Annotated in this window: 16 protein-coding genes; 10 read left to right on the top strand and 6 right to left on the bottom strand. The window is 75.7% G+C overall.

Annotated features, from left to right (window positions below; all coding sequences use genetic code 11):
• Nucleotides 1-26: 26 nt before the first annotated feature.
• From ACH4F6_RS02265 to ACH4F6_RS02220, 10 genes are all read left to right on the top strand, one after another.
• The gene (locus tag ACH4F6_RS02265) at nt 27-947 is read left to right on the top strand and encodes an alpha/beta hydrolase family protein (RefSeq protein ID WP_397958205.1); all 921 of its coding nucleotides are present in this window, start codon (nt 27-29) and stop codon (nt 945-947) included.
• 283 nt (nt 948-1,230) lie between these two features.
• Nucleotides 1,231-4,269, top strand: coding sequence for a LuxR C-terminal-related transcriptional regulator (locus ACH4F6_RS02260; RefSeq protein ID WP_397957936.1), 3,039 nt, complete (start codon nt 1,231-1,233; stop codon nt 4,267-4,269).
• A gap of 139 nt (nt 4,270-4,408) precedes the next feature.
• On the top strand, nt 4,409-5,830 hold the full coding sequence (locus ACH4F6_RS02255; RefSeq protein WP_397957935.1) for a PucR family transcriptional regulator: 1,422 nt from the start codon (nt 4,409-4,411) through the stop codon (nt 5,828-5,830).
• Nucleotides 5,831-6,603: 773 nt separating this feature from the next.
• Nucleotides 6,604-7,386, top strand: coding sequence for an ABC transporter ATP-binding protein (locus tag ACH4F6_RS02250; RefSeq protein WP_397957934.1), 783 nt, complete (start codon nt 6,604-6,606; stop codon nt 7,384-7,386).
• Between the two features lie 2 nt (nt 7,387-7,388).
• Nucleotides 7,389-8,273 carry an ABC transporter ATP-binding protein gene (locus ACH4F6_RS02245; RefSeq protein WP_397958204.1) on the top strand — a complete coding sequence of 295 codons (885 nt, stop codon included), beginning with the start codon at nt 7,389-7,391 and terminating at the stop codon, nt 8,271-8,273.
• Complete coding sequence (locus ACH4F6_RS02240) at nt 8,270-9,166, top strand: branched-chain amino acid ABC transporter permease (protein ID WP_397957933.1); 897 nt, start codon at nt 8,270-8,272, stop codon at nt 9,164-9,166. Before ACH4F6_RS02245 ends, ACH4F6_RS02240 begins: the two co-directional genes overlap by 4 nt.
• Nucleotides 9,159-10,277 (top strand): branched-chain amino acid ABC transporter permease, encoded by a 1,119-nt coding sequence (locus ACH4F6_RS02235; RefSeq protein ID WP_397957932.1) that lies wholly within the window; start codon nt 9,159-9,161, stop codon nt 10,275-10,277. The genes ACH4F6_RS02240 and ACH4F6_RS02235 overlap by 8 nt, the downstream gene beginning before the upstream one ends.
• Nucleotides 10,274-11,551, top strand: coding sequence for an ABC transporter substrate-binding protein (locus ACH4F6_RS02230; protein WP_397957931.1), 1,278 nt, complete (start codon nt 10,274-10,276; stop codon nt 11,549-11,551). Before ACH4F6_RS02235 ends, ACH4F6_RS02230 begins: the two co-directional genes overlap by 4 nt.
• A gap of 340 nt (nt 11,552-11,891) precedes the next feature.
• Nucleotides 11,892-13,661 carry an ABC transporter ATP-binding protein gene (locus ACH4F6_RS02225; RefSeq protein ID WP_397957930.1) on the top strand — a complete coding sequence of 590 codons (1,770 nt, stop codon included), beginning with the start codon at nt 11,892-11,894 and terminating at the stop codon, nt 13,659-13,661.
• A gap of 121 nt (nt 13,662-13,782) precedes the next feature.
• The gene (locus ACH4F6_RS02220; RefSeq protein WP_397957929.1) at nt 13,783-14,088 is read left to right on the top strand and encodes a DUF5133 domain-containing protein; all 306 of its coding nucleotides are present in this window, start codon (nt 13,783-13,785) and stop codon (nt 14,086-14,088) included.
• An 18-nt stretch (nt 14,089-14,106) separates the two neighbouring features.
• Here the strand turns inward: ACH4F6_RS02220 and tgmB are convergent, their stop codons facing one another.
• The 6 genes from tgmB to ACH4F6_RS02190 form a co-directional block, all read right to left on the bottom strand.
• A complete protein-coding gene (tgmB, locus tag ACH4F6_RS02215; protein WP_397957928.1) occupies nt 14,107-15,093 on the bottom strand; it encodes an ATP-grasp ribosomal peptide maturase in 987 nt (328 codons plus the stop codon).
• A gap of 15 nt (nt 15,094-15,108) precedes the next feature.
• Nucleotides 15,109-15,300: a putative ATP-grasp-modified RiPP gene (gene tgmA / locus ACH4F6_RS02210; protein WP_397957927.1), complete on the bottom strand. Its 192-nt coding sequence runs from the start codon at nt 15,298-15,300 to the stop codon at nt 15,109-15,111.
• Nucleotides 15,301-15,534: 234 nt separating this feature from the next.
• Nucleotides 15,535-15,816: a DUF1232 domain-containing protein gene (locus ACH4F6_RS02205; protein ID WP_397957926.1), complete on the bottom strand. Its 282-nt coding sequence runs from the start codon at nt 15,814-15,816 to the stop codon at nt 15,535-15,537.
• Nucleotides 15,817-16,036: 220 nt separating this feature from the next.
• A complete protein-coding gene (locus tag ACH4F6_RS02200; protein WP_397957925.1) occupies nt 16,037-18,142 on the bottom strand; it encodes a xanthine dehydrogenase family protein molybdopterin-binding subunit in 2,106 nt (701 codons plus the stop codon).
• The gene (locus ACH4F6_RS02195) at nt 18,139-19,134 is read right to left on the bottom strand and encodes an FAD binding domain-containing protein (protein ID WP_397957923.1); all 996 of its coding nucleotides are present in this window, start codon (nt 19,132-19,134) and stop codon (nt 18,139-18,141) included. Before ACH4F6_RS02195 ends, ACH4F6_RS02200 begins: the two co-directional genes overlap by 4 nt.
• A complete protein-coding gene (locus ACH4F6_RS02190) occupies nt 19,131-19,691 on the bottom strand; it encodes a (2Fe-2S)-binding protein (protein WP_397957921.1) in 561 nt (186 codons plus the stop codon). Before ACH4F6_RS02190 ends, ACH4F6_RS02195 begins: the two co-directional genes overlap by 4 nt.
• Between the last annotated feature and the right edge of the window lie 120 nt (nt 19,692-19,811).

The raw sequence follows: 19,811 nt of genomic DNA, 5'->3' as shown, positions 1-19,811 counted from the left end.
AAGCGCGTACCGGTGCCGCCCACCGCGTGCCCACCGGTTCCCCCCACCGCGTGTCCACCGGCTTCCCCCACCGCAGGCCCGGCCGGTTCGCCGGCCTCGCGGCGGCGGTCGCCGCCGTCGCCGGTCTCACCACCCTCAGCGGCCCCGGGGCGCACGCCGCGGACAACCCCTACGAACGCGGCCCGGCCCCGACCACCGCCAGCATCGAGGCCTCGCGGGGCCCCTACGCCGTCTCGCAGACCTCCGTCTCGTCCGCGGCCGTCACCGGCTTCGGCGGAGGCACCGTCTACTACCCGACCAGCACCGCCGACGGCACCTTCGGAGCGGTCGCCGTCTCGCCCGGCTACACCGGCACCCAGTCGTCCATCGCCTGGCTGGGCCCCCGCCTGGCCTCCCAGGGCTTTGTCGTCATCACCATCGACACGCTCACCACCCTGGACCAACCCGCCTCCCGCGGCCGCCAGTTGCTCGCGGCCCTGGACTACCTCACCCAGAGCAGCTCCGTCCGCGGCCGGATCGACGCGTCCCGGCTCGGCGTCATGGGCCACTCCATGGGCGGCGGCGGCAGCCTCGAGGCCGCCAAGACGCGCCCCTCCCTCCAGGCCGCGATCCCGCTCACGCCGTGGAACACCGACAAGACGTGGCCGGAGATCAGCACGCCGACCCTCGTCGTCGGTGCGGACGGCGACACGGTCGCCCCCGTGTCCAGCCACGCCGAGCCCTTCTACACCTCGCTGCCGTCCTCGCTGGACCGCGCCTACCTGGAGCTGAACGGCGCCACCCACTTCACTCCGAACAGCTCGAACACGACGATCGCGAAGTACAGCGTCTCGTGGCTGAAGCGGTTCATCGACAACGACACCCGTTACGAGCAGTTCCTGTGCCCGCTGCCCCGCCCGAGCTCGACGATCGAGGAGTACCGGGGCAACTGCCCGCACACCTCCTGACGCCGTACCGCCGAGGTCCGGCACCCGGCACCCGGCATCCGGCATCCGGCACCCGCGCGGCCGCCTCGGCCGTCGCGCGGGTGCCGCGGCCGGCGCCCCGGCCGTGTCCTCCTGTCCGTGCCGTTGTGCCCGTGCACGGCACGGGCAGCCGGACGTTGGGCAGCGGCACAAGGCACGCCCCCCGTACCCGGGGCGAACACCGAGGTCACCGGCCCGAAGCGGATTCGGGACCGGGTGGACGCATGCCTTCCGCCCCGTGTTGCGCGTGCGTAACGTCGCGGGAATGAGCGGACAGACGACGGTGCGGGGCGGGTGGGTACGGGCAGTGACCGGCGAGCCCGGCTGCGGTCGCACCTGGTTCCTCGACTCCGCGGCCCGCTCCTTCTCCGCCGGAGCCGTGGTGCGCGTCCGGGCCGATCCGGCGCGGGCCGCCGTCCCCGGCAGCGGTCTGCGGACGCTGCTGCGGGCCCTCGGCGACGCCACCGGGCCGGTGTCCACGGGCCTGTCCGGACAGGGGCTGCTCGCCGCCCTGCGTGCCGCCGCCACCCCGTTGCTGGTCTGCGTCGACGACGCGCACCTGTGGGACCCCGCCTCCCGCGCCGCCCTGGGCCACGCGGCCGCCCGCCTGCGCGGCACGGCGGACGTGAGCCTGCTCCTCAGCGTCCCCGGACACCGCCCGCCCGGCCCGGAGTTCGCCGGCCTGCCCCTGCTGCGGATCGACCCGCTGTCCCCGGAGGAGGCGGGCGCCCTGGTGGACGAGGCGACGGGCGGGGCCGTCGACGCGCGCGTCCGGGACGACGTGGTGGACGCGGCCGAGGGCAACCCCGCGCTGCTGCTGGCCGTGGTCCGCCGGCTCTCGCCGGCCCAGTTGCGGGGTGAGCGTCCGCTGCCGCTCCCGCCGGCGGACGGCGAGGTGCTGACCGCACTGGCCGGCGGACACCTCACCGGGACGACGCCCGAGCAGCACGACCTCCTGCTGACGGTGGCGGCGGCCCTGCGGGACGAGGGCGACGCGGGGAACGCCGGACGCGCGGGGGCCGCCGACGCCACACCGGCCACCCCCTGGGCGACCGGTCACGCGGCCGTCGACCTCGGGCTGGTCCTGCGGGCCGTGGGACACCTGCACGACAGACCTCGAACGGCGTCCGACCCGCTGCCGGACCTGCTCGCGGCGACCGACGACGAGGTGCGGTTCCACAGCGAGCTGCTGCGCCGGACGGTGTACGAGGCGGCGCCCGCCGAGCGGCGCCGGGCGGTGCACCGCGCGCTGGCCCGGGCCCTGGAGTCCGAGGGCCCCGCGCTCCGTACGGTGCTGCACCGCGCCTGGGCCGGGACCGGCACCGCCGCAGGCCTGGCGGCCGCGGCGGCCGGCCCGGCCGGCGCCGGTCCGCACGGCCCGCGGTGCGCCGCGTACACGCGGGCCGCCGAGCTGGCCGCCGACGCGCCCCAGCGCGCCGAGTGGTACACGGCCGCCGCGGAGCAGGCCCTGCTGGCCGGGCGCTCGCACCGGGCGTTGCGGCTCCTGGACCGCGCCCGCACCGGCGGGGCCCCCGATCCCGTACGGGGGCGCGCCGAGCTGCTGCGCGGGACCACGGTGCTGCACGACGGGCCCGTCGACGAGGCCAGGGCCTCCCTGCTGCTCGCCGCCTCCCTCCTGGCCGAGGCCGCCCCGGACCAGGCGGAGGCCGCGGCCCTCGGCGCGTCGGACGCCGCGTGGGCGGCGGGCGACCCGGTCGGCTGTGCGCACGCGCTGGGCCGGTGCGCGGACCCGGCCGCGGCGGGGGACGGGCCGGGCGACGGCGGCGGGCCGACGGGGGGCGTGGCCTCCGCCGACGACGCGGTCGCCGTCCGCGCCTGGGCCGGGGCCGGGGTCGGGGCCGGGGTCGTCGGTTCCCGGGCCGCGGCCGGTCCCGCCGGCCCGGGCACGGCCGGGGGCGCCGTCGGCGGCGGCGACGCGGTCCACGCCGGGGCCGGAGCCGGAGCCGGGACCGTCGGTCCTCGGGCCGCGGCCGGTCCCGCCGTCCCGGGCCCCGCCGAAGCGCCGAGCCCGAGCCGGGACCTGTCGGCCGGTACGGCCGCGTCGGCCGGTGGGTCCGCGCCGGCCGGCAGGTCCCTCAGCCGCGACTACCGGCGCGGCCTGCGCGCCCTGCTCGAAGGGGACTTCCGGGCGGCCGCCGCCCCCCTGCGGCGCGTGGTGGAGTGCGCCGAGGGCGGTGACGGGCCCGAGGAGGCCCTGCGCGCGGCGGGAGCGGCGCTGCTGCTGGGCGACCTCGACGCCGGGCGCCGGGCGGGCGCGCGGGCGCTGGCCGCCGCCCGCACCCTCGACGCCGCCACGGCGGTGCCGAGGGCACGGGAGTACCTCGCCTACGTCGAACTGCGCGCCGGACGCCACGCCCTCGCCCGCACCCACGCCGAGGAGGGGCTGCGCGCCGCGCGAGCGGCCCGGCTGCGCAACACGGCCGCCCATCACCACGCCGTGCTGGCGCTGGCCGCGTCCATCGAAGGGGAGACGGACCTGGTCGCCCGGCACGTCGCCGCCGCGCTGGCCACCGCCCGCCGCCACGGCCTCGCCCAGGCCGCGACCCTCGCGGAGTGGGCGACGGCCCGGGCCGACCTGGGCCGGGGCCGGCCCCAGGAGGCGGCGGACCGGCTCGGGCCGCTGGTGCGGCCGGGCCCCCGGCGCGGGCACTTCGCGGTGTGGATGCTGGCGGTGCCGTGCTTCGTGGAGGCCGCCGTGTCCGCCGGGCGCCCGGACGGCGCCCGCGCCGCCGTCGAGGACTTCGCCCGGTGGGCCCGTTTCGGCGCCGACCCGCAGGCCCCCGCCCAACTGCTGCGCTGCCAGGCCCTGCTGGCCGCGCCGGACCGCGCCGACGCCCTGTACCGGCACGCCCTCGACCTGCACGAGGCGGCGGGCGGCGACTTCGAGCGGGCCCGCACCGAACTCCTGCACGGCAAGTGGCTGCGCCGCCGGCGCCGGCTCGGCGAGGCCCGCGACCGGCTCGGCGCCGCCCTGGTCGGCTTCGAGCGCTGCGGGGCCCGCGCCTGGGCCGAGCAGACCCGGGGCGAACTGCGCGCCAACGGCGCGTCCCCGAGCGGGACCCGGGCGGGCCCCGGCCTGTCCCTGCTGACCCCCCAGCAACTGCGCATCGCCCGTCGGGTCGCCGAAGGCGCGACCAACCGGGAGGTGGCCCTCACCCTCTCCGTCAGCACCCGTACCGTCGACTACCACCTGCGCAGGGTCTTCGCCGCACTCGGCGTGCGCTCCCGCGTCGAACTGGCCCGGCTGGTCGAACAGGCCGAAAAGAGCGGTGCACACCCCTAGGGACCGACCGGACGGTATGTCATCCTGCCGGGGCAGGACGAGCCGGACGGCGGAACCGCGCGGACTCCACGGCCCACCGGAGCCGTGAGGAGCCCGCCGCGCGGGCCCGCCGGCACACCGATCCCGGGGGAGGACCGCGATGTACCACGCCCTACGGCCACGAACCGCGCTGCGCCCCACGCCGGCCGGACCGGCCCCCCGGCCGCGCCGGCCCCGCGTCCGCTCGCTGATCGACGCCGACGCCCTGGACGTGCTGCACCGTGCCGCCCGGGTGCTGCTGGACGACCTGCCCGACCTCACCGACCGGCTGGTCGCCGCCATCCAGGAACAGGAACCCGCCTACCGCGCGGCCGTGGACAGCGACCCGGCCGCCACCTGGCAGGAGGTCCACCGCTCGCTGCGGCACAGCGTGTCCTCGCTGCTCGACCCGCGGGGCAGCCGGGACGCGGCGCGCCGCTGCTCCTGGAAGATCGGGGCGACCCGCGCCGAGGAGGGCCTGCCGCTGGACGCCCTGCTGCACGCCTTCCGGCTCGGCGGCTCCCTGGTCTGGCAGCGCCTGGTGGAGGAGACCTCCCGGACCGCCCCCGAGGACGTACGCCTCCTCGTGCACGTCGCCGCGGACGTGTGGAACTTCGTCGACGAGCACTGCACACTCGTCGCGGACGCCTACCGGCAGGTCGAACGGCAGCTGGCCTGGCGGCGCGAGAACCGGCTCAGGCTGCTGGCCGCGGCCCTCCTCGACGGCACCAGCCGCATCGCCGACCTGCCGGAGACCGCGCTGGCGCTGGACCTGCCGGAACAGGGCCGCTACGCGGTCGTGGCGGTGGCGGGCGGCTCCCCGTCCGAGGCCGCGGCGGCGCGCGCCGCCGCGGGGCGCGGAGCGCGGGTGCTGTGGCACACGGGCGTCGAGGTGGACTACGGCATCGTCCTGCTCACCGAGGCCGACACGAGGACCGACGGCCTCAGAGCCGGCCCGAGGACCGACCCCGGGACCGACGCCGAGACCGGCCACGACCGCAACGGAGGCCACGACCGCAACGGGGGCCGTGACCGCGACGGCGACCGCCCCCGCGACCGCGGCGACGACCGCCACCGTGACCCGGAGGGCGACCGCGAGGGCGGCCTTCGCGCGGAACCGGGCGGCGCCCGGGTGGGCGTCAGCACGGCCGTCTCGGGCCTGGCGGCCGTCGGGGACGCCCGCCGCCTGGCGGACACCGCGCTGCGCATGTGCCCGCAGGCGGGCGGCACGGTCCGGCTGACCGAGCACCTCCCCGCGGCCCTGGTGATCTCCTCGCCCGATCTCGCGTCCGCCCTCGCGGAGCGCGTCCTCGGCCCGCTGCGCGCCCTGGAACCGGCCGACGCGGCCGTGCTGCTGGACACGCTGGCCACCTGGCTGGAGTGCGACGGCTCCGCACAGCGGGCGGGGGAGCGGCTGTACTGCCACCGCAACACCGTCCTCAACCGCCTGCGCCGCTACGAGCAGCTCACGGGCCGCTGTCTGTCCCGCCCGGCCGACGTGGTGGAGATCAGCCTCGCGCTGACGACGCGGGACTCGCTCTGAGCAACGGAACCGACGCCCGGCGAGCCCGCCGCGGTGCCCCGCGGCACGGACTCCGCACGACCCTGCCGGTCACCCCCGGCCCGGGCCCCGCGCATCCCTGACGGCACCCCGCGGCGGTCCCGCCGATCACCCCCGCCCGGGGGCCCACGCGGCCCTCACGGTCCTCCGCTGCCCCGCCGCCGCGCAGCCTGACGGTCTCCCGCGCCGTGGGCTGCGTGATCCCACCGGCCCCCCGGTCCGGGCGCTGCGCAATCCGCCGGTCACCCCTGGCCGGGGCCCGCGCGGCCCTCACGGTCCTCCGCTGCCCCGCCGCCGCGCACCCTGACGGTCTCCCGCACCGTGAGCCCTGCGAGCTCGCCGGTCACTCCCGGCCGGGGACGGCGCGTCCTTGCCGCGCCGTGGCCCTGTGATCCCATCGGCCGCCCCTGGTCCGGGCGCTGCGCAACCCGCCGGTCACCCCTGGCCGGGGCCCGCGCGGCCCTCACGGTCCTCCGCTGCCCCGCCGCCGCGCACCCTGACGGTCTCCCGCGCCGTGGGCTGCGTGATCCCGCCGGTCACTCCCGGCCGGGGACGGCGCGTCCTTGCCGCGCCGTGAGCCCTGCGAGCTCGCCGGTCATCCCCGGTCTGGGCACCCGCACAACCCTGCCCGGATCACGCTGGGCCCGCGCAGCGAGCCCGTCCCGTCGCCTGTACCGGCCGGTCGCGCCCGTGCTGTCGTGAGCTCCCCTTCCCCCGAAGCGCCGTGCCCCACGGCACGGACCCGAGGAGCCGCGATGCCCGAAGCACCCCCGCAGGATCCGCCCGCGCTGCACGTCGAAGGCCTCGACGTGACGTACGGGCGGGCCCTGTCAGCTCTGCGTTCCGTGTCCCTGACCGTCCCGCACGGCTCGGTCGTGGCGCTGCTCGGCGCGAACGGCGCCGGCAAGTCCACGCTGCTGCGGGCCCTCTCGGGCACGCTGCGCCTGCACCGCGGCACCGTCACCGCCGGCCGCGCCCGCTTCGGCGACACCACCCTCGACGGACGCGACCCGGTCGCCGCGGTCCGGGCCGGAGTCGTCCAGGTCCCCGAGGGCAGAAGGGTCTTCGCCGGCCTCACCGTCGAGGAGAACCTGCGCGCCGGCGGCCTCGGCCTCGGCCGGCGCGGCCCCGCCCAGGTCCGGGAGGGCCGCGACCGGGTCTACGGCCTCTTCCCCGTGCTCGCCGAACGCAGCCGCCAGGCGGCCGGCCTGCTCTCCGGCGGCGAGCAGCAGATGCTCGCCATCGGCCGCGCCCTGATGGCGGCCCCGCGCCTGCTGCTGCTCGACGAGCCCTCCCTGGGCCTGGCCCCGCTCATGGTGTCCCGGATCGCCGAGGTGGTCCGGGAGATCAACGAGCAGGGCACGGCCGTCCTGCTGGTCGAGCAGAACGCCGGGATGGCGCTGTCCCTCGCCGACCACGCGTACGTCCTCGACGTGGGCGAGATCCGGCTGTCCGGCCCCGCCGACGAGCTCGCGCGGACCGACGCGGTACGCCGCCTCTACCTCGGCGAGACGGCCGGCGACCAGGGGGCCGCGTGAACATCCGCCCCACCGGCCGCACGACGGGCCGTCCCGCCGGCGTGCTCACCGACCGCCGGCCCGCACCGCCTCCCGAGCTCCGGGTCCGTGACGTCACCGTGCGCTTCGCCGGCCTCACCGCCCTCGACGGCGTCTCGTTCACCGTCGCCCCGGGTTCCGTGCACGCGCTCATCGGACCCAACGGCGCGGGCAAGTCCACCTGTTTCAACGTGCTGTCGGGCCTGTGCCGTCCGGCCGCCGGACAGGTCCTGCTCGGCGGCACCGAGGTGACGGGGCTCGCCCCGCACCGCATCGCCGCGCTGGGGGTGGCCCGCACCTTCCAGAACATCGTCACCACCGAGGGCACGGTCGCCGACAACCTGATGCTCGGCCGGCACGCCCTGAGCCGCGCCGGCTTCGCCGCGAGCGCCCTGCGCCTGCCGAGCGCCGTGCGCGAACAGCGCGCCCACCTCGACCGGGCGCGGGAGATCGCCGAACTCACCGGTCTCGGCGGCCGCTTCGACACCCCGGTGGCCCTGCTGTCGTACGGCGACCGCAAGCGCGTCGAACTCGCCCGCGCCCTCTGCCTGGAGCCCCGCGTCCTGCTGCTCGACGAGCCCGTGGCCGGCATGAACGGCACCGAACGCGCCCGTACCGCGGAGGTCGTCCGGGCGGTCCGTGAGCGCCTGGGCCTCTCCGTCCTGCTCGTGGAGCACGACATGGGGCTGGTCATGCGCCTCGCCGACGAGGTCACGGTCCTCGACTTCGGCCGTCCCCTCGCCCACGGCACCCCCGAGGAGGTCCGCCGCCACCCGGAGGTCCTGCGCGCCTACCTCGGCACCGGCGCGCCGGAGGACGACCCTTCGGCCGCACGGCCGCCGGCGACCGGCGGGGAGGACGCCCGATGACCACCCTGCTCGACACGCTCCTCAACGGCCTCGCGCTGGGCGCCGTCTACGCCCTGGTCGCCCTCGGCTTCGTCGTCATCTTCAAGGCCTCCGGCGTCCTCAACTTCGCCCACGGTTCGCTGCTCCTCCTCGGCGGCTACCTCGTCGCCGTCCTCCACGACGACCTCGGCTTCGCCGGCGCCCTCGCGGTGGCCGTCCTGGCCACCGCGGCCGTCGCCGGCGCCCTGGACCGGCTGCTGCTGCAACGCGGCGACCCCGACCCCAAGGCCGCCCACGTGCAGACGATCGTCACCATCGGCGTCGACATCGTCCTGCTGACCGACCTGGCCCGGCGCATCGGCGGCGACCTGCTCACCCTGGGCGATCCCTGGGGCGACGCGGTGACCGGCCTCGGCCCGGTGACCGTCGCCGACAGCCGGCTCGCCGCGATCGTCGTCTCCGCCGTCGTCATCGGCGCGGTCTTCGCCCTGTTCCGGTACACGCCGTGGGGCCTGTCCCTGCGGGCCGCGGCCGAGGACACGGAGGCGGCCGCCCTCATGGGCGTGCGGCTCGGCCGGGTGCGCATGCTCGCCTGGTGCCTGGCCGGCGCGCTGGCCGCCCTCGCAGCCGTGTTCCTCGCCGCCTTCCCGGCGCCCGGCCTGGAACGCACCACCGGCCAGATCGCCCTCAAGGCCTTCCCCGCCGCGATCCTCGGCGGCATGGCCTCCCCGCCCGGCGCCCTCGCGGGCAGCCTGATCATCGGTCTGACCGAGGCGCTGACCGCGGGATACCAGTCCGAACTCCACGTCCTCGGCGAGGGGTTCGGCGACGTCGCCCCGTACGCCGTGATGGTGGTCGTGCTGCTGGTGCGGCCCACCGGACTGTTCGGCGCGAAGGGAGCCCTCCGTGTCTGACCTGTTCCCGAAGGCGGCCCGCCTGCTGCTGCCCGCGCTGCTCCTGTGCGCCCTGCCGTTCTACCTGGACGCGTTCTGGCTGCGCATCGGCCTGTTCTCGATGGCCGCCGCCATCGGCGCCGTCGGCCTCGGCCTGCTCTCCGGCACCGCCGGCCAGCTCTCCCTCGGCCACGCCTTCTTCCTCGCCGTGGGCGCCTACGGCTACACCTGGCTCGCCGGCGAGCCGGGCCCGGCACTGCCCCCGGCCCTCGCCGCCCTCCTGGCCGTGCTGCTGGCCGGCGCGGCGGGCGGCCTGTTCAGCCCCGTCGCCGGCCGGGTGCGCGGCATCTACCTCGGCGTCGCCACGCTCGCGCTGGTCTTCCTCGGCCACCACCTGCTGCTGACCGCGGACTCGGTCACCGGCGGCTTCAACGGCCGTTCCGTCCCGCCGCTCACCCTGGGCGGCTTCGGGTTCACCGCCGACGACCCCGAACTCGTCGTCCTCGGCGTGCCGTTCGGTGCGGAGGAACGGCTGTGGTACCTCGGCCTCGCCCTGTTCGCGCTCACCTGGTTCACCGCGCGCGGCCTGCTGCGCGGCCGCCCCGGACGGGCCCTGGCGGCCGTGCGCGACAGCGAGACCGCGGCGGCCGTGATGGGCGTGCACGTCGCCCGCTACCGCTCGGCGGCCTTCGTCGTGTCGTCGATGTACGCGGGCCTGGCCGGCGTCCTCCTCGCCCTCTCCTTCCGCCGGGTCGTGCCCGACTACTTCGGCCTGGCCCTCTCCGTCGACTACCTCGCCATGATCGTCATCGGCGGCCTCGGCTCCGTCGCCGGCGCCACCGCGGGAGCCGTCTTCGTCACCGCCCTGCCCCTGCTGATGACCCGCTACGCCGACCAACTCCCCCTGGTCGCCGCCCCCGGCACCGGCGGCGAGGGAGCGGTCGGCCCCACCGAGGCGGCCCGCTACCTCTACGGCGCGGCCATCGTCCTCGTCCTGCTGTACGCGCCCGACGGACTGCACGGCCTCACCCGCCGCCTCCGCGCCCGACTGCGCCCCGCCCCGTCCCCGGACCGGGCCCCCGCGTCCCGCCAGCCCGCCGCACCCGCACGAGCCAAGGAGCCCACCCCGTGAACACCGAGCACCACAGACACCGCACCTCCGGCACCGCCCTCGCCGCGGCCCTCACCGCGCTGCTGCTCGCGGCCACCGGCTGCAGCTCCAAGGCGGACGGCGGCACCACCTCCGACGCCACCGACGGCGTCAGGTCCGGGCCCGGCGTCAGCGCGAAGACCATCCGGCTCGGCGCCCTCACCGACCTGACCGGCCCCTACGCCACCCTCGGCAAGAGCATCGTGCAGGCCCAGCAGATGTGGGCCGACGAGACCAACGCCGACGGCGGCATCTGCGGCCGCAAGATCGAGATCGTCGTCAAGGACCACGGCTACGACGTGCAGAAGGCCGTCACCGCCTACGCCGACATCGCCCCGGACGTCGTCGCCCTGCCCCAGGTCATCGGATCGCCCGTGGTCGCGGCCCTCCTCGACGACATCGAACGCGACCACCTGCTCACCTTCCCGCAGGCCTGGGCGGCCTCCCTGCTCGGCAAGGAGTCCGTGCAGGTGATGGGCACCACCTACGACATCGACATGATCGCCGCGGTCGACTTCCTCACCCGCGCCAAGGGCCTCACCCAGGGCGACAGCATCGGCCACGTCTACTTCGAGGGCGACTACGGCGCCAACGCCCTCGAAGGCTCCACCTGGGCCGCGGAGAAGGCCGGCCTGAAGATCGTCGGACAGAAGATCAAGGCGACCGACACGGACCTGTCCGCCCAGGTCACCGCGCTCACGAAGGCCGGCGTCAAGGCGGTCCTCATCAGCGCCGGACCCGCCCAGACGGCCTCCCTGGTCGGGGTCGCCGCCTCCCGCGGCCTGCGCGTCCCCGTCGTCAGCAGCGCCCCCGGCTTCGCCCCGCAGCTGATGAAGACCCCCGCCGCACCGGCCCTGACGGCGATGCTGAACGTGGTCAGCGCCGCGCCGGCCGTCAGCTCCGACCTCGAGGGCGTCCAGCACATGGTCACCGCGTACGAGAAGAAGTACCCCGGCTCACCGGTCGACTCCGGCGTGCTGTCCGGCTACAACGCGGCCCACCTGCTCGGCGCCGGCCTGGAGAAGGCCTGCGAGGCCGGCAGCCTCGCCCGGGAGGACGTCGTCAAGGCGCACCGCTCCCAGAAGAACGCCGACACCGGACTCGGCACCCCCCAGGACTTCTCCGACGTCTCCCGGCCCGCCGCGCTGAAGACGTACGTGCTGAAGCCCGACGCGAAGGCGACCGGCGGCCTGGTCGGCGTCGAGGACGCGCACCGCGCGCCGGGAGTGGAGGAGTACCTCACCTCCCGTTCCTGAGCCGGACACGGATTCAGCGGCCGCGCTGCTGAATCCGTTCGCTTTCTTCCATTGGACCTCCGCCCACGGCCGGGCCAGGCTGGAGCGGGTCAGTCCGGTGCGCCGCAACCACCTTCCGGCGCACCGGACTTCCTGGTTCCCGCGACAGCCGGAAAGAGGTCACGAGCCATGCACACCCGCCGCACCGGCGACGCCGAGGTCAGCGCGACCGGACCCGGCGCGGCACCCCCGTCGGCCGGGGGACGGTCCGCCGGGGCACGCTCCCCCTCCACCGTGCACGCCGCCTGAACACGCACCGTACGAACCACCTTTCATCCGGCACTTGGGAGGGCCACCGCCGATGGCGTCGTCGCTCGACAGACCGCTCGACCACCGCTACCGCGACGAACACCCGATCCGCACGCTCGCCTACCTCTTCCGCGCCGACCGGTACCGACTGGCCGGCGCGGTCGTCGTGTTCACCGTCAAGCACAGCCCCGTCTGGCTGCTGCCGCTGATCACCGCGTCCATCATCGACACCGTCGTCCAGCACCAGCCCATCGGCCGCCTGTGGACGAGCACCGGCGTCATCATGTTCATCCTGGTCGTCAACTACCCGCTGCACCTCCTCTACGTCCGTCTCCTGTACGGCAGCGTCCGCCGTATGGGCACCACCCTGCGCTCCGCGCTGTGCACCCGCATGCAGCAACTGTCCATCGGCTACCACTCCCGGGTCAGTGCCGGCGTCCTGCAGGCCAAGGTCGTGCGCGACGTCGAGGCCGTGGAGCAGATGGTGCAGCAGACCGCGGAGAACGGGCTCGGCGCGCTCACCGTGCTCACCGGCGGTCTGATCATCATCGCCGTGCGCACCCCGGAGTTCGTGCCCGTCTTCCTCGTCGTCGTGCCCGCGGCCGCCTTCGTCGTGGCCCGCCTCCGCTCCCGGCTGCGCATCCACAACGAGCACTTCCGGCACGAGGTCGAGGCCCTCTCCTCCCGCGTGACGGAGATGACCCGGCTGATCCCGGTCACCCGCGCCCACGGCCTGGAGCGCAAGGCGCTGCGCCGCATGGACGGCACCCTGCACCGGCTGCTCACCTCCGGAATGCGCCTCGACCTCGTCAACGGCCGCTTCGGCTCGATCTCCTGGGTCGTCCTCAACATCGTCGGCGTGCTGGTCCTGGCCGGCGCCGCGCTCATCTCGTACTACGAGGTGTGGGGCGTCACCCCGGGCGACGTCGTCATGCTCAGCGCCTTCCTGACCACCCTGACCAACTCCACCACCACGCTCACCGGACTCGCCCCGGTCATCACCAAGGGCCTGGAGTCGGTCCGCTCGGTCGGCGAGGTGCTCCAGGCGCCCGAACTGGAGGACAACGAGGGCAAGGCCGAACTGGCCTCGCTGCGCGGCGCGGTGACGTTCGAACAGGTCGGCCACGCCTACGACGGCGGCCGGCCGTCGGTGCGCGACTTCACGCTCTCCGTCGCACCGGGGGAGACCGTCGCCCTCGTGGGCGCCTCCGGCGCCGGCAAGTCCACCGTCCTCAACCTCGTCATCGGCTTCATCCGGCCCTCCTCGGGACGCGTCCTGCTCGACGGCACCGACATGAACACGCTGGACCTGCGCACCTACCGGCGCTTCGTGTCCGTGGTGCCCCAGGAGTCGATCCTCTTCGACGGCACCGTCCGCGAGAACGTCGCCTACGGCATGGAGGACGAGGCCGACGAGGAGGCGGTCCGCGCGGCCCTGCGGGACGCCAACGCCCTGGAGTTCGTCGAGCGGTTGCCCGAGGGCCTGGACACCCTGGTCGGCGAGCGCGGGGCGCGGCTGTCGGGCGGGCAGAAGCAGCGGCTGGCGATCGCCCGCGCCCTGATCAGGGACCCCAAGGTACTGATCCTGGACGAGGCCACCTCCGCCCTCGACACCCGCTCCGAGGCGCTCGTCCAGCAGGCCCTCGCCCGTCTGCTGCGCGGCCGCACCACCTTCGTCGTGGCGCACCGCCTGTCCACCGTGCGCGGCGCCGACCGCATCGTCGTGATGGGGGACGGCCGGATCCTGGAGACCGGGACGCACGACGAACTCCTGCGCCGGGGCGGCGCGTACACGGCGCTGCACAGCGGGCAGGCGGCCTGATGCCGGCCGGGGGCCAAGTGGCTGAAACCGTACCCCCGGAGGGTGACATGCGCCTCGCACAGGCATGAATCGCCCAGGGCCGGGCACACGCTGCGCACCACACCTGGAGAGAGGGGCGCTCGTGATCGTTCCGGACCCGAAGGCCGTCAGGACGCTGCTGACCCGGTACGCGACGCTGAAGATCGCTCAGGCCGAGCGGGAGAGCCCGCAGACGGCCCGCGCGCTGGAGGACGTCACCTACACGCTGTGCGTCCTGATGGGCACCTCCGATGTGCGCGAGGCGGTCGCCGCGGCGGACGCCCTGCTCGCCGACGCGGTGCGGCAGCCTCCCGCGGCCCGGCTGCCGCAGCAGGAGCGGGAGGGGCGGCACGGCGACGGCAGGGACGGCGAGAGGGACGGGGAGAGCGGCCTGCCCCTGGCCGTCTGAGCCGTTCCCCGGCCCGGTTCAGGGCGCCGCCGACCCGCAGCAGTCCGCGTGCCGGGAGTGCGGCCGGGGACCGGGCCCGGCCAGCCACTGCGCGATGGCGCGGGCGATCGGCTGGCCGGTGTCCACCTCGACGAAACCGAACTGCCCCGACTGGTTGCACTCCAGGAACCACCACGTGCCGTCGGCGTCCTCGGCGAAGTCGAAGGCCCCGTAGGCCAGTTCCGCCTCGCGCAGATACGTCCGCACGGCGCCGGCGAGACGCGGGGGGACCTCGACGGGACGCCACGGCGTGGCGGACGGAGCGAAGCGCACGTCCACCACGTCGGGGTCGGCGTGCGGGTCCGTCGCCTTGCGGGCGGCCAGCAGCCGGTCGCCCACCGCCGTCAGCCGGATGTCCGCCCGCTTGGCGATCCGCCGTTGCAGCAGGGTGGGGCCGTAGGCGACGCCGGTGAAGTCGGCGTCCGGCGGGACCCGGGTGGTGGGCACCGCCCGGGGCGGATCCTGGGGGTGCGCCCCGGACACCGGCTTGACCACCAGGTCCGGATAGCGCTCCGCGAAGTCCCGCGCCGCCTGCGGGAACGTCGTGATGAGCGTGGCCGGCACGGGCAGGCCGCTGTACTGGGCCAGGCGCAGCTGCCAGGGCTTGTACCGGGCCCGCCGGGCCGCGTCCGGCTGGTTCATCCAGCGCGCCCCGCTCCCGCGGAGCATCCCGTACAGCGCCTGCGAGGCCTCCTCCGTGAGCCACGCGGACGGTTCGGGCGCCCGGGCCGCCGGGGCGCCGGGCCGGCGGACCCAGACCGACCGCAGCGAGTCCAGGCTCACCAGCCGTCCGGCGGACGACAGATGACCCCGGAAGGCGCCGTGCACGTACTCCGCGGAGAGCGCGACGGTGTGGGTGAGGTCGGCGGGGTCGAGGCGCACGACCGGGACGCCCTCGGCGTTCAGGTGGACGACCACCATGTCGGCCGTGACGTCCTCTTCACAGGTCAGGATGAGCACGGTCATCGTGTCGTTCCGTGCTCAGTCGTCGAAGTGCGTCTTGGAGCCCGCCGTCGAGGTCGTCGTCCCGAGCTCTCTTAGCAGCGCGTGGTCACGGGCGGCGATCCGGCCGTCGACGAGCACGTTCAACTGCAGTCCTGCGTCATAGGCGTACGGCGTGGCGAACTCCAACTCCGCCGCCGGGCGTGCGTAGTTGAGCGCGAACGGTTGCATCGTCTCTCCCTCGTCGGTACTGCCTCGATCAAGCGGTGCCGCTGTGCGACGTCACTCGGGCCCGCTGTGGTGGTGCGATTCGCGGCCCGCCTTCCGGACCTTCAGTCACTTATACGAATCGAACGAGTGGTTGGTTTCCTTACCCTCCGTGACCATCACGGGGTGGGGACGCGGCGCGGGGAGCTGAGCAGGGGCGATGGGCCCCGGACGGGAAGAAAAATCGTCACCGGGCGGTCAGTCGGCGATCCCGGTGCGGTCGGGCGCACGGCGCAGCGAGCGCAGGGCGAGCAGCAGGACACCGATGTCGTCGAGGTAGACCGGGTCGGGCATCACGTCGGTCGGGAGGACGAAGTACGCGACCGCTCCCCAGAACACCCAGCGCGGTCCGGTGGGCAGGCCCGCCCGCCGCAGGCCGCGCCGGGCCCGGACCAGCCGCACCAGCACGGCGGCGGCCACGGCGAACAGCGCCGCCGCCAGCACCACCGCGACGGCGACGAGCGTGGTGGTCGCATCCACGGGCCCTCCCTGTGCGCGGTCCGCCGCGCGGTGTCCGGTGATTCCCCCGGTCTTCGAATTCCCCGTTTTCGATTCCCGAATTCCCCCCTTCCGGGGGGAATACCGCGCCGCTCCCACCCGAGCGGCGCGTCCGGGGACGGAACGCGCGCCGGTCGGCGCCCACCCCGGCGGGCGCGCCCCGGGCGCACGACGGCTGCCGCTGGGGCTCGCGGCCCGGGGCTCAGCGGCCGTGCCCGAGCAGTTCCGGCAGCACCCGGTCGGGGGTCAGGGGCAGTTCGCGCAGCCGGACGCCGGTGGCGTGGTGGACCGCGTTGCCGACGGCGGCCGCCGTGCCGACGATGCCGATCTCGCCGATCCCCTTGCCGCCCAGCGGGTTGAGGTGCGGATCGTCCTCCTCCACCCAGTGCGCCTCGATGTCCGGCACGTCCGCGTGCGCGGGCACGTGGTAGGACGCCAGGTCCGACTCGGTGAAGTCGCCGAAGGCGGGGTCCATGGTGCTGCCCTCGGTCAGGGCCATGCCCAGGCCCATGGTCATGCCGCCGACGAACTGGGAGCGCGCGGTGCGGGCGTTGAGGATGCGTCCCGCCGCGTACACCCCGAGCAGGCGCCGCACCCGCACCTCACCGGTCACCGTGTCCACGGCTACCTCCGCGAAGTGCGCCCCGAACGCGTGCCGCGCGTAAGGGGATTCGGCGTCCGCCGTACCGGTCGTGTCGGCGTGCTCGACCAGGCCCTGCTCGGGAACCGGTCCGGGGAACCCGGTCAGCCGGTCCGCGAGCCGCCGGCAGGCCTCGTGCACCGGCCAGCCCCAGGAGGCGGTGCCCGAGGAACCCCCGGCCAGCGAGGCCTGCGGCAGGTCCGTGCTGCCCACCCGGATCCGCACCCGCTCCAGGGGCACGCCGAGGGCGTCCGCGGCGATCTGCGCGAGCACCGTCCGGGCGCCCGTGCCGATGTCCGTGGCGTTCGTCTCGACGAGGAACGTCCCGTCGGGCAGGGCCCGCGCGGCAGCGCTCGACGGCTGCACCAGCACCGGGTAGGTGGCCGCGGCCACCCCCGTCCCGACCAGCAGCGGGCCCTGCGCGCACGAGCGCGGGCGCGGATCGCGCCGGTCCCAGCCGAACCGGCGCGCGCCCTCCCGCAGGCACTCCACGAGGTGCCGGCTGCTGAACGGCCTGCCGCTGTCCGGTTCGGTCTCCGGCTCGTTGCGGGTCCGCAGCTCCACCGGGTCCATGCCCAGTTCGACGGCGAGTTCGTCCATCGCCGACTCCAGGGCGTACATGCCCGGCGCCTCCCCGGGCGCCCGCATCCAGGACGGCGTGGGCACGTCCAGCGGCACCACGCGGTGCAGCGTGCGGAGGTTCGGGACCGCGTACATCACCCGCGCCGGTGTCGCCGCCTGCTCCACGAACTCCTTGACCCGGGAGGTGTGCGTGGTGACCTCGTGGACGAGGGAGTCCAGCCGGCCGTCGGCGTCCGCGCCGAGGCGCAGCCGGTGCAGGGTGGGCGCCCGGTGCCCGACGGCCGAGGGAAGGGCGCGGCGCGGCAGGGCGAGCGTCACCGGACGGCCGGTGTGCAGCGTCGCCATCACCGCGAGCACCACGTCCGGCCGGGGCGTGCCCTTGGACCCGAAGCCGCCGCCGACGTGCTCCGCGACGACCGTGATCCGCTCCTGCGACAGCCCGAACATCGCGGCCAGCGCGGAGCGCACGGCCGTGGTGCCCTGGCTGGAGGTGTGCACCGTCAGCCGCTCTCCGTCCCAGTGCGCGGTGCTGGCGTGCGGCTCCATGGGGTGGTTGTGCAGCGGCGGGACCCGGTAGCCGGTGTCGACCCGCACGGCCGCACCCGCGAAGGCGCCCTCCGGGTCGCCCTGTTCCCGGACGGCGGGATACCCGCCGTTGGCCTCCTCGGGCACGTACGCGCCCGGGTGCGTGTCCGACAGCGTCACGTCGTGGGGCTCCTCGTCGTAGGAGACCCGTACGACGGCGGCCGCGGCGCGGGCCGCCTCCGGGCTCTCGGCCACCACCAGGGCGACGAACCAGCCGCGGTGCGGCACCCGGGGGTCCTGCAGGACGGCGAGGGTCGGATCGTCCGGCTCGGCCAGGCGCGGCGCGTTCTCGTGGGTGAGGACGGCGACGACGCCGGGCCGTCCGAGCGCGTGCGAGGCGTCGACGCCCGTCACCCGGCCGCGCGCGACCGTCGCCGGCACCGGACGGGCGAACAGCCGCCCGGGGGAGGCGAACTCGGCGGCGTAACGGGCGGCGCCGGTGACCTTCTCCCGTCCCTCCCGGCGCTCGGCGGGAGCACCCACGGCGGATGTGGTCGTCATGCGTCCTCCCGGTGCCGTGCGAGCCGTGTCAGGACGTCGACGGCGAGGTTGCGGGCGAGGGGCACCTTGTAGGCGTTGTCGCGCAGGGGCCGGGCCTGCGCCAGTTCCAGGTCGACGGCGTGCTCGAACGCCGCCTCGGTGGGCGCCGCGCCCAGCAGCGCCTCCTCGGCCCGCCGCGCCCGCCAGGGCCGGTGCGCCAGCGCGCCGAAGGCGAGCCCGGCGTGCGCGACCACGCCGTCCGCCACCTCCAGCACCGCGGCGACGGAGGCCAGCGCGAAGGCGTACGACGCCCGGTCGCGCGCCTTGCGGTACACCGACGGCAGGCCCGCCGCGGCGGCCGGCAGCACCACGCCGGTGACCAGCTCGCCCGGCTCGAGGACGGTGTCCCGCTCCGGGTGCTCCCCGGGCAGCCGGTGGAAGTCGGCGGCGTGCACCCTGCGCACGCCCCCCAGACCGTACAGCTCGACCCGGGCGTCCAGCGCGGCCAGCGCCACCGCCATGTCCGACGGGTGGGTCGCGATGCACCGCTCCGAGTGGCCGAGCACCGCGTGGTCGCGGTGGACGCCGTCCCGGGCACCGCACCCGGTGCCCGGCTGCCGCTTGTTGCAGGGTTTGGAGACGTCCTGGAAGTAGGGGCAGCGGGTGCGCTGGAGCAGGTTGCCGCCGGTGGTGGCGGCGTTGCGCAACTGCCCGGAGGCACCCGCGAGCAGCGCCTGCGACAGGGCGGGGTAGCGGTCGCGGACGAGCGGATGCGCCGCGAGGTCGCTGTTGCGCACCAGTGCCCCGACCCGCAGCGAACCGTCCGGCAGCTCCGTCACCGCGTCCAGCGGCAGCCGGGAGACGTCGATCAGGGTGGTGGGCCGTTCGACCCCCAGCTTCATCAGGTCGACGAGGTTGGTGCCGCCGCCCAGGTAGGACGCGCCGGGGTGGGCGGCGTAGGCCTCGGCCGCCCCGGCCAGGCTGTCGGCCCGTACGTAGGCGAAGGGCTTCACCGGGTCACGTCCTCGACCGCGTCGACGATGCGGGGGTACGCGCCGCACCGGCAGAGGTTGCCGCTGAGCCGCTCACGGATCTCCTCCCGGCTCAGCGGCACCGGCCCGGCGGGCGCCCGGGAGCCGGTGACGTGCGAGGGGTGACCGGCCTCGGCCTCGGCGATCGCCCCGACCGCCGAGCAGAGCTGGCCCGGCGTGCAGTAGCCGCACTGGAAGGCGTCGTGCTCCAGGAACGCCCGCTGGAGCGGATGCGGTTCGTCGCCGTCGCCGGACAGGCCCTCCACGGTGGTCACGTCGCAGCCGTCGAGGGCGACCGCGAACAGCAGGCAGCTGTTGACGCGCCGGCCGTCGACCAGCACCGTGCAGGCGCCGCACTGACCGTGGTCGCAGCCCTTCTTGGCGCCGGTGAGACCGAGGTCCTCGCGCAGGACGTCCAGCAGGACGCGCCGGTGGTCGACGGTGAGGGTGTGCGGCTTGCCGTTGACGCGCAGCGTCGTGTCGGAGCGGTGGGGAGACGGTGCGGCGGTGCCGTCCGCGGGTCCGTGCTCGCTGCCCATGTCGGGGATCCCTTCGGAAGATCCGGGGTGCCGTGGACACCGCGTATCCCGCCCGTGCCGCGTCACACCTCCCGGCACGGACCGCGACGACGGAGTGACGACGGGCGACGGCCGGCGACG

Source organism: Streptomyces sp. NPDC017936 (genome assembly GCF_044328485.1).
Classification (GTDB): Bacteria; Actinomycetota; Actinomycetes; order Streptomycetales; family Streptomycetaceae; genus Streptomyces.
This window is presented reverse-complemented; position numbering and strand designations above follow the sequence as displayed.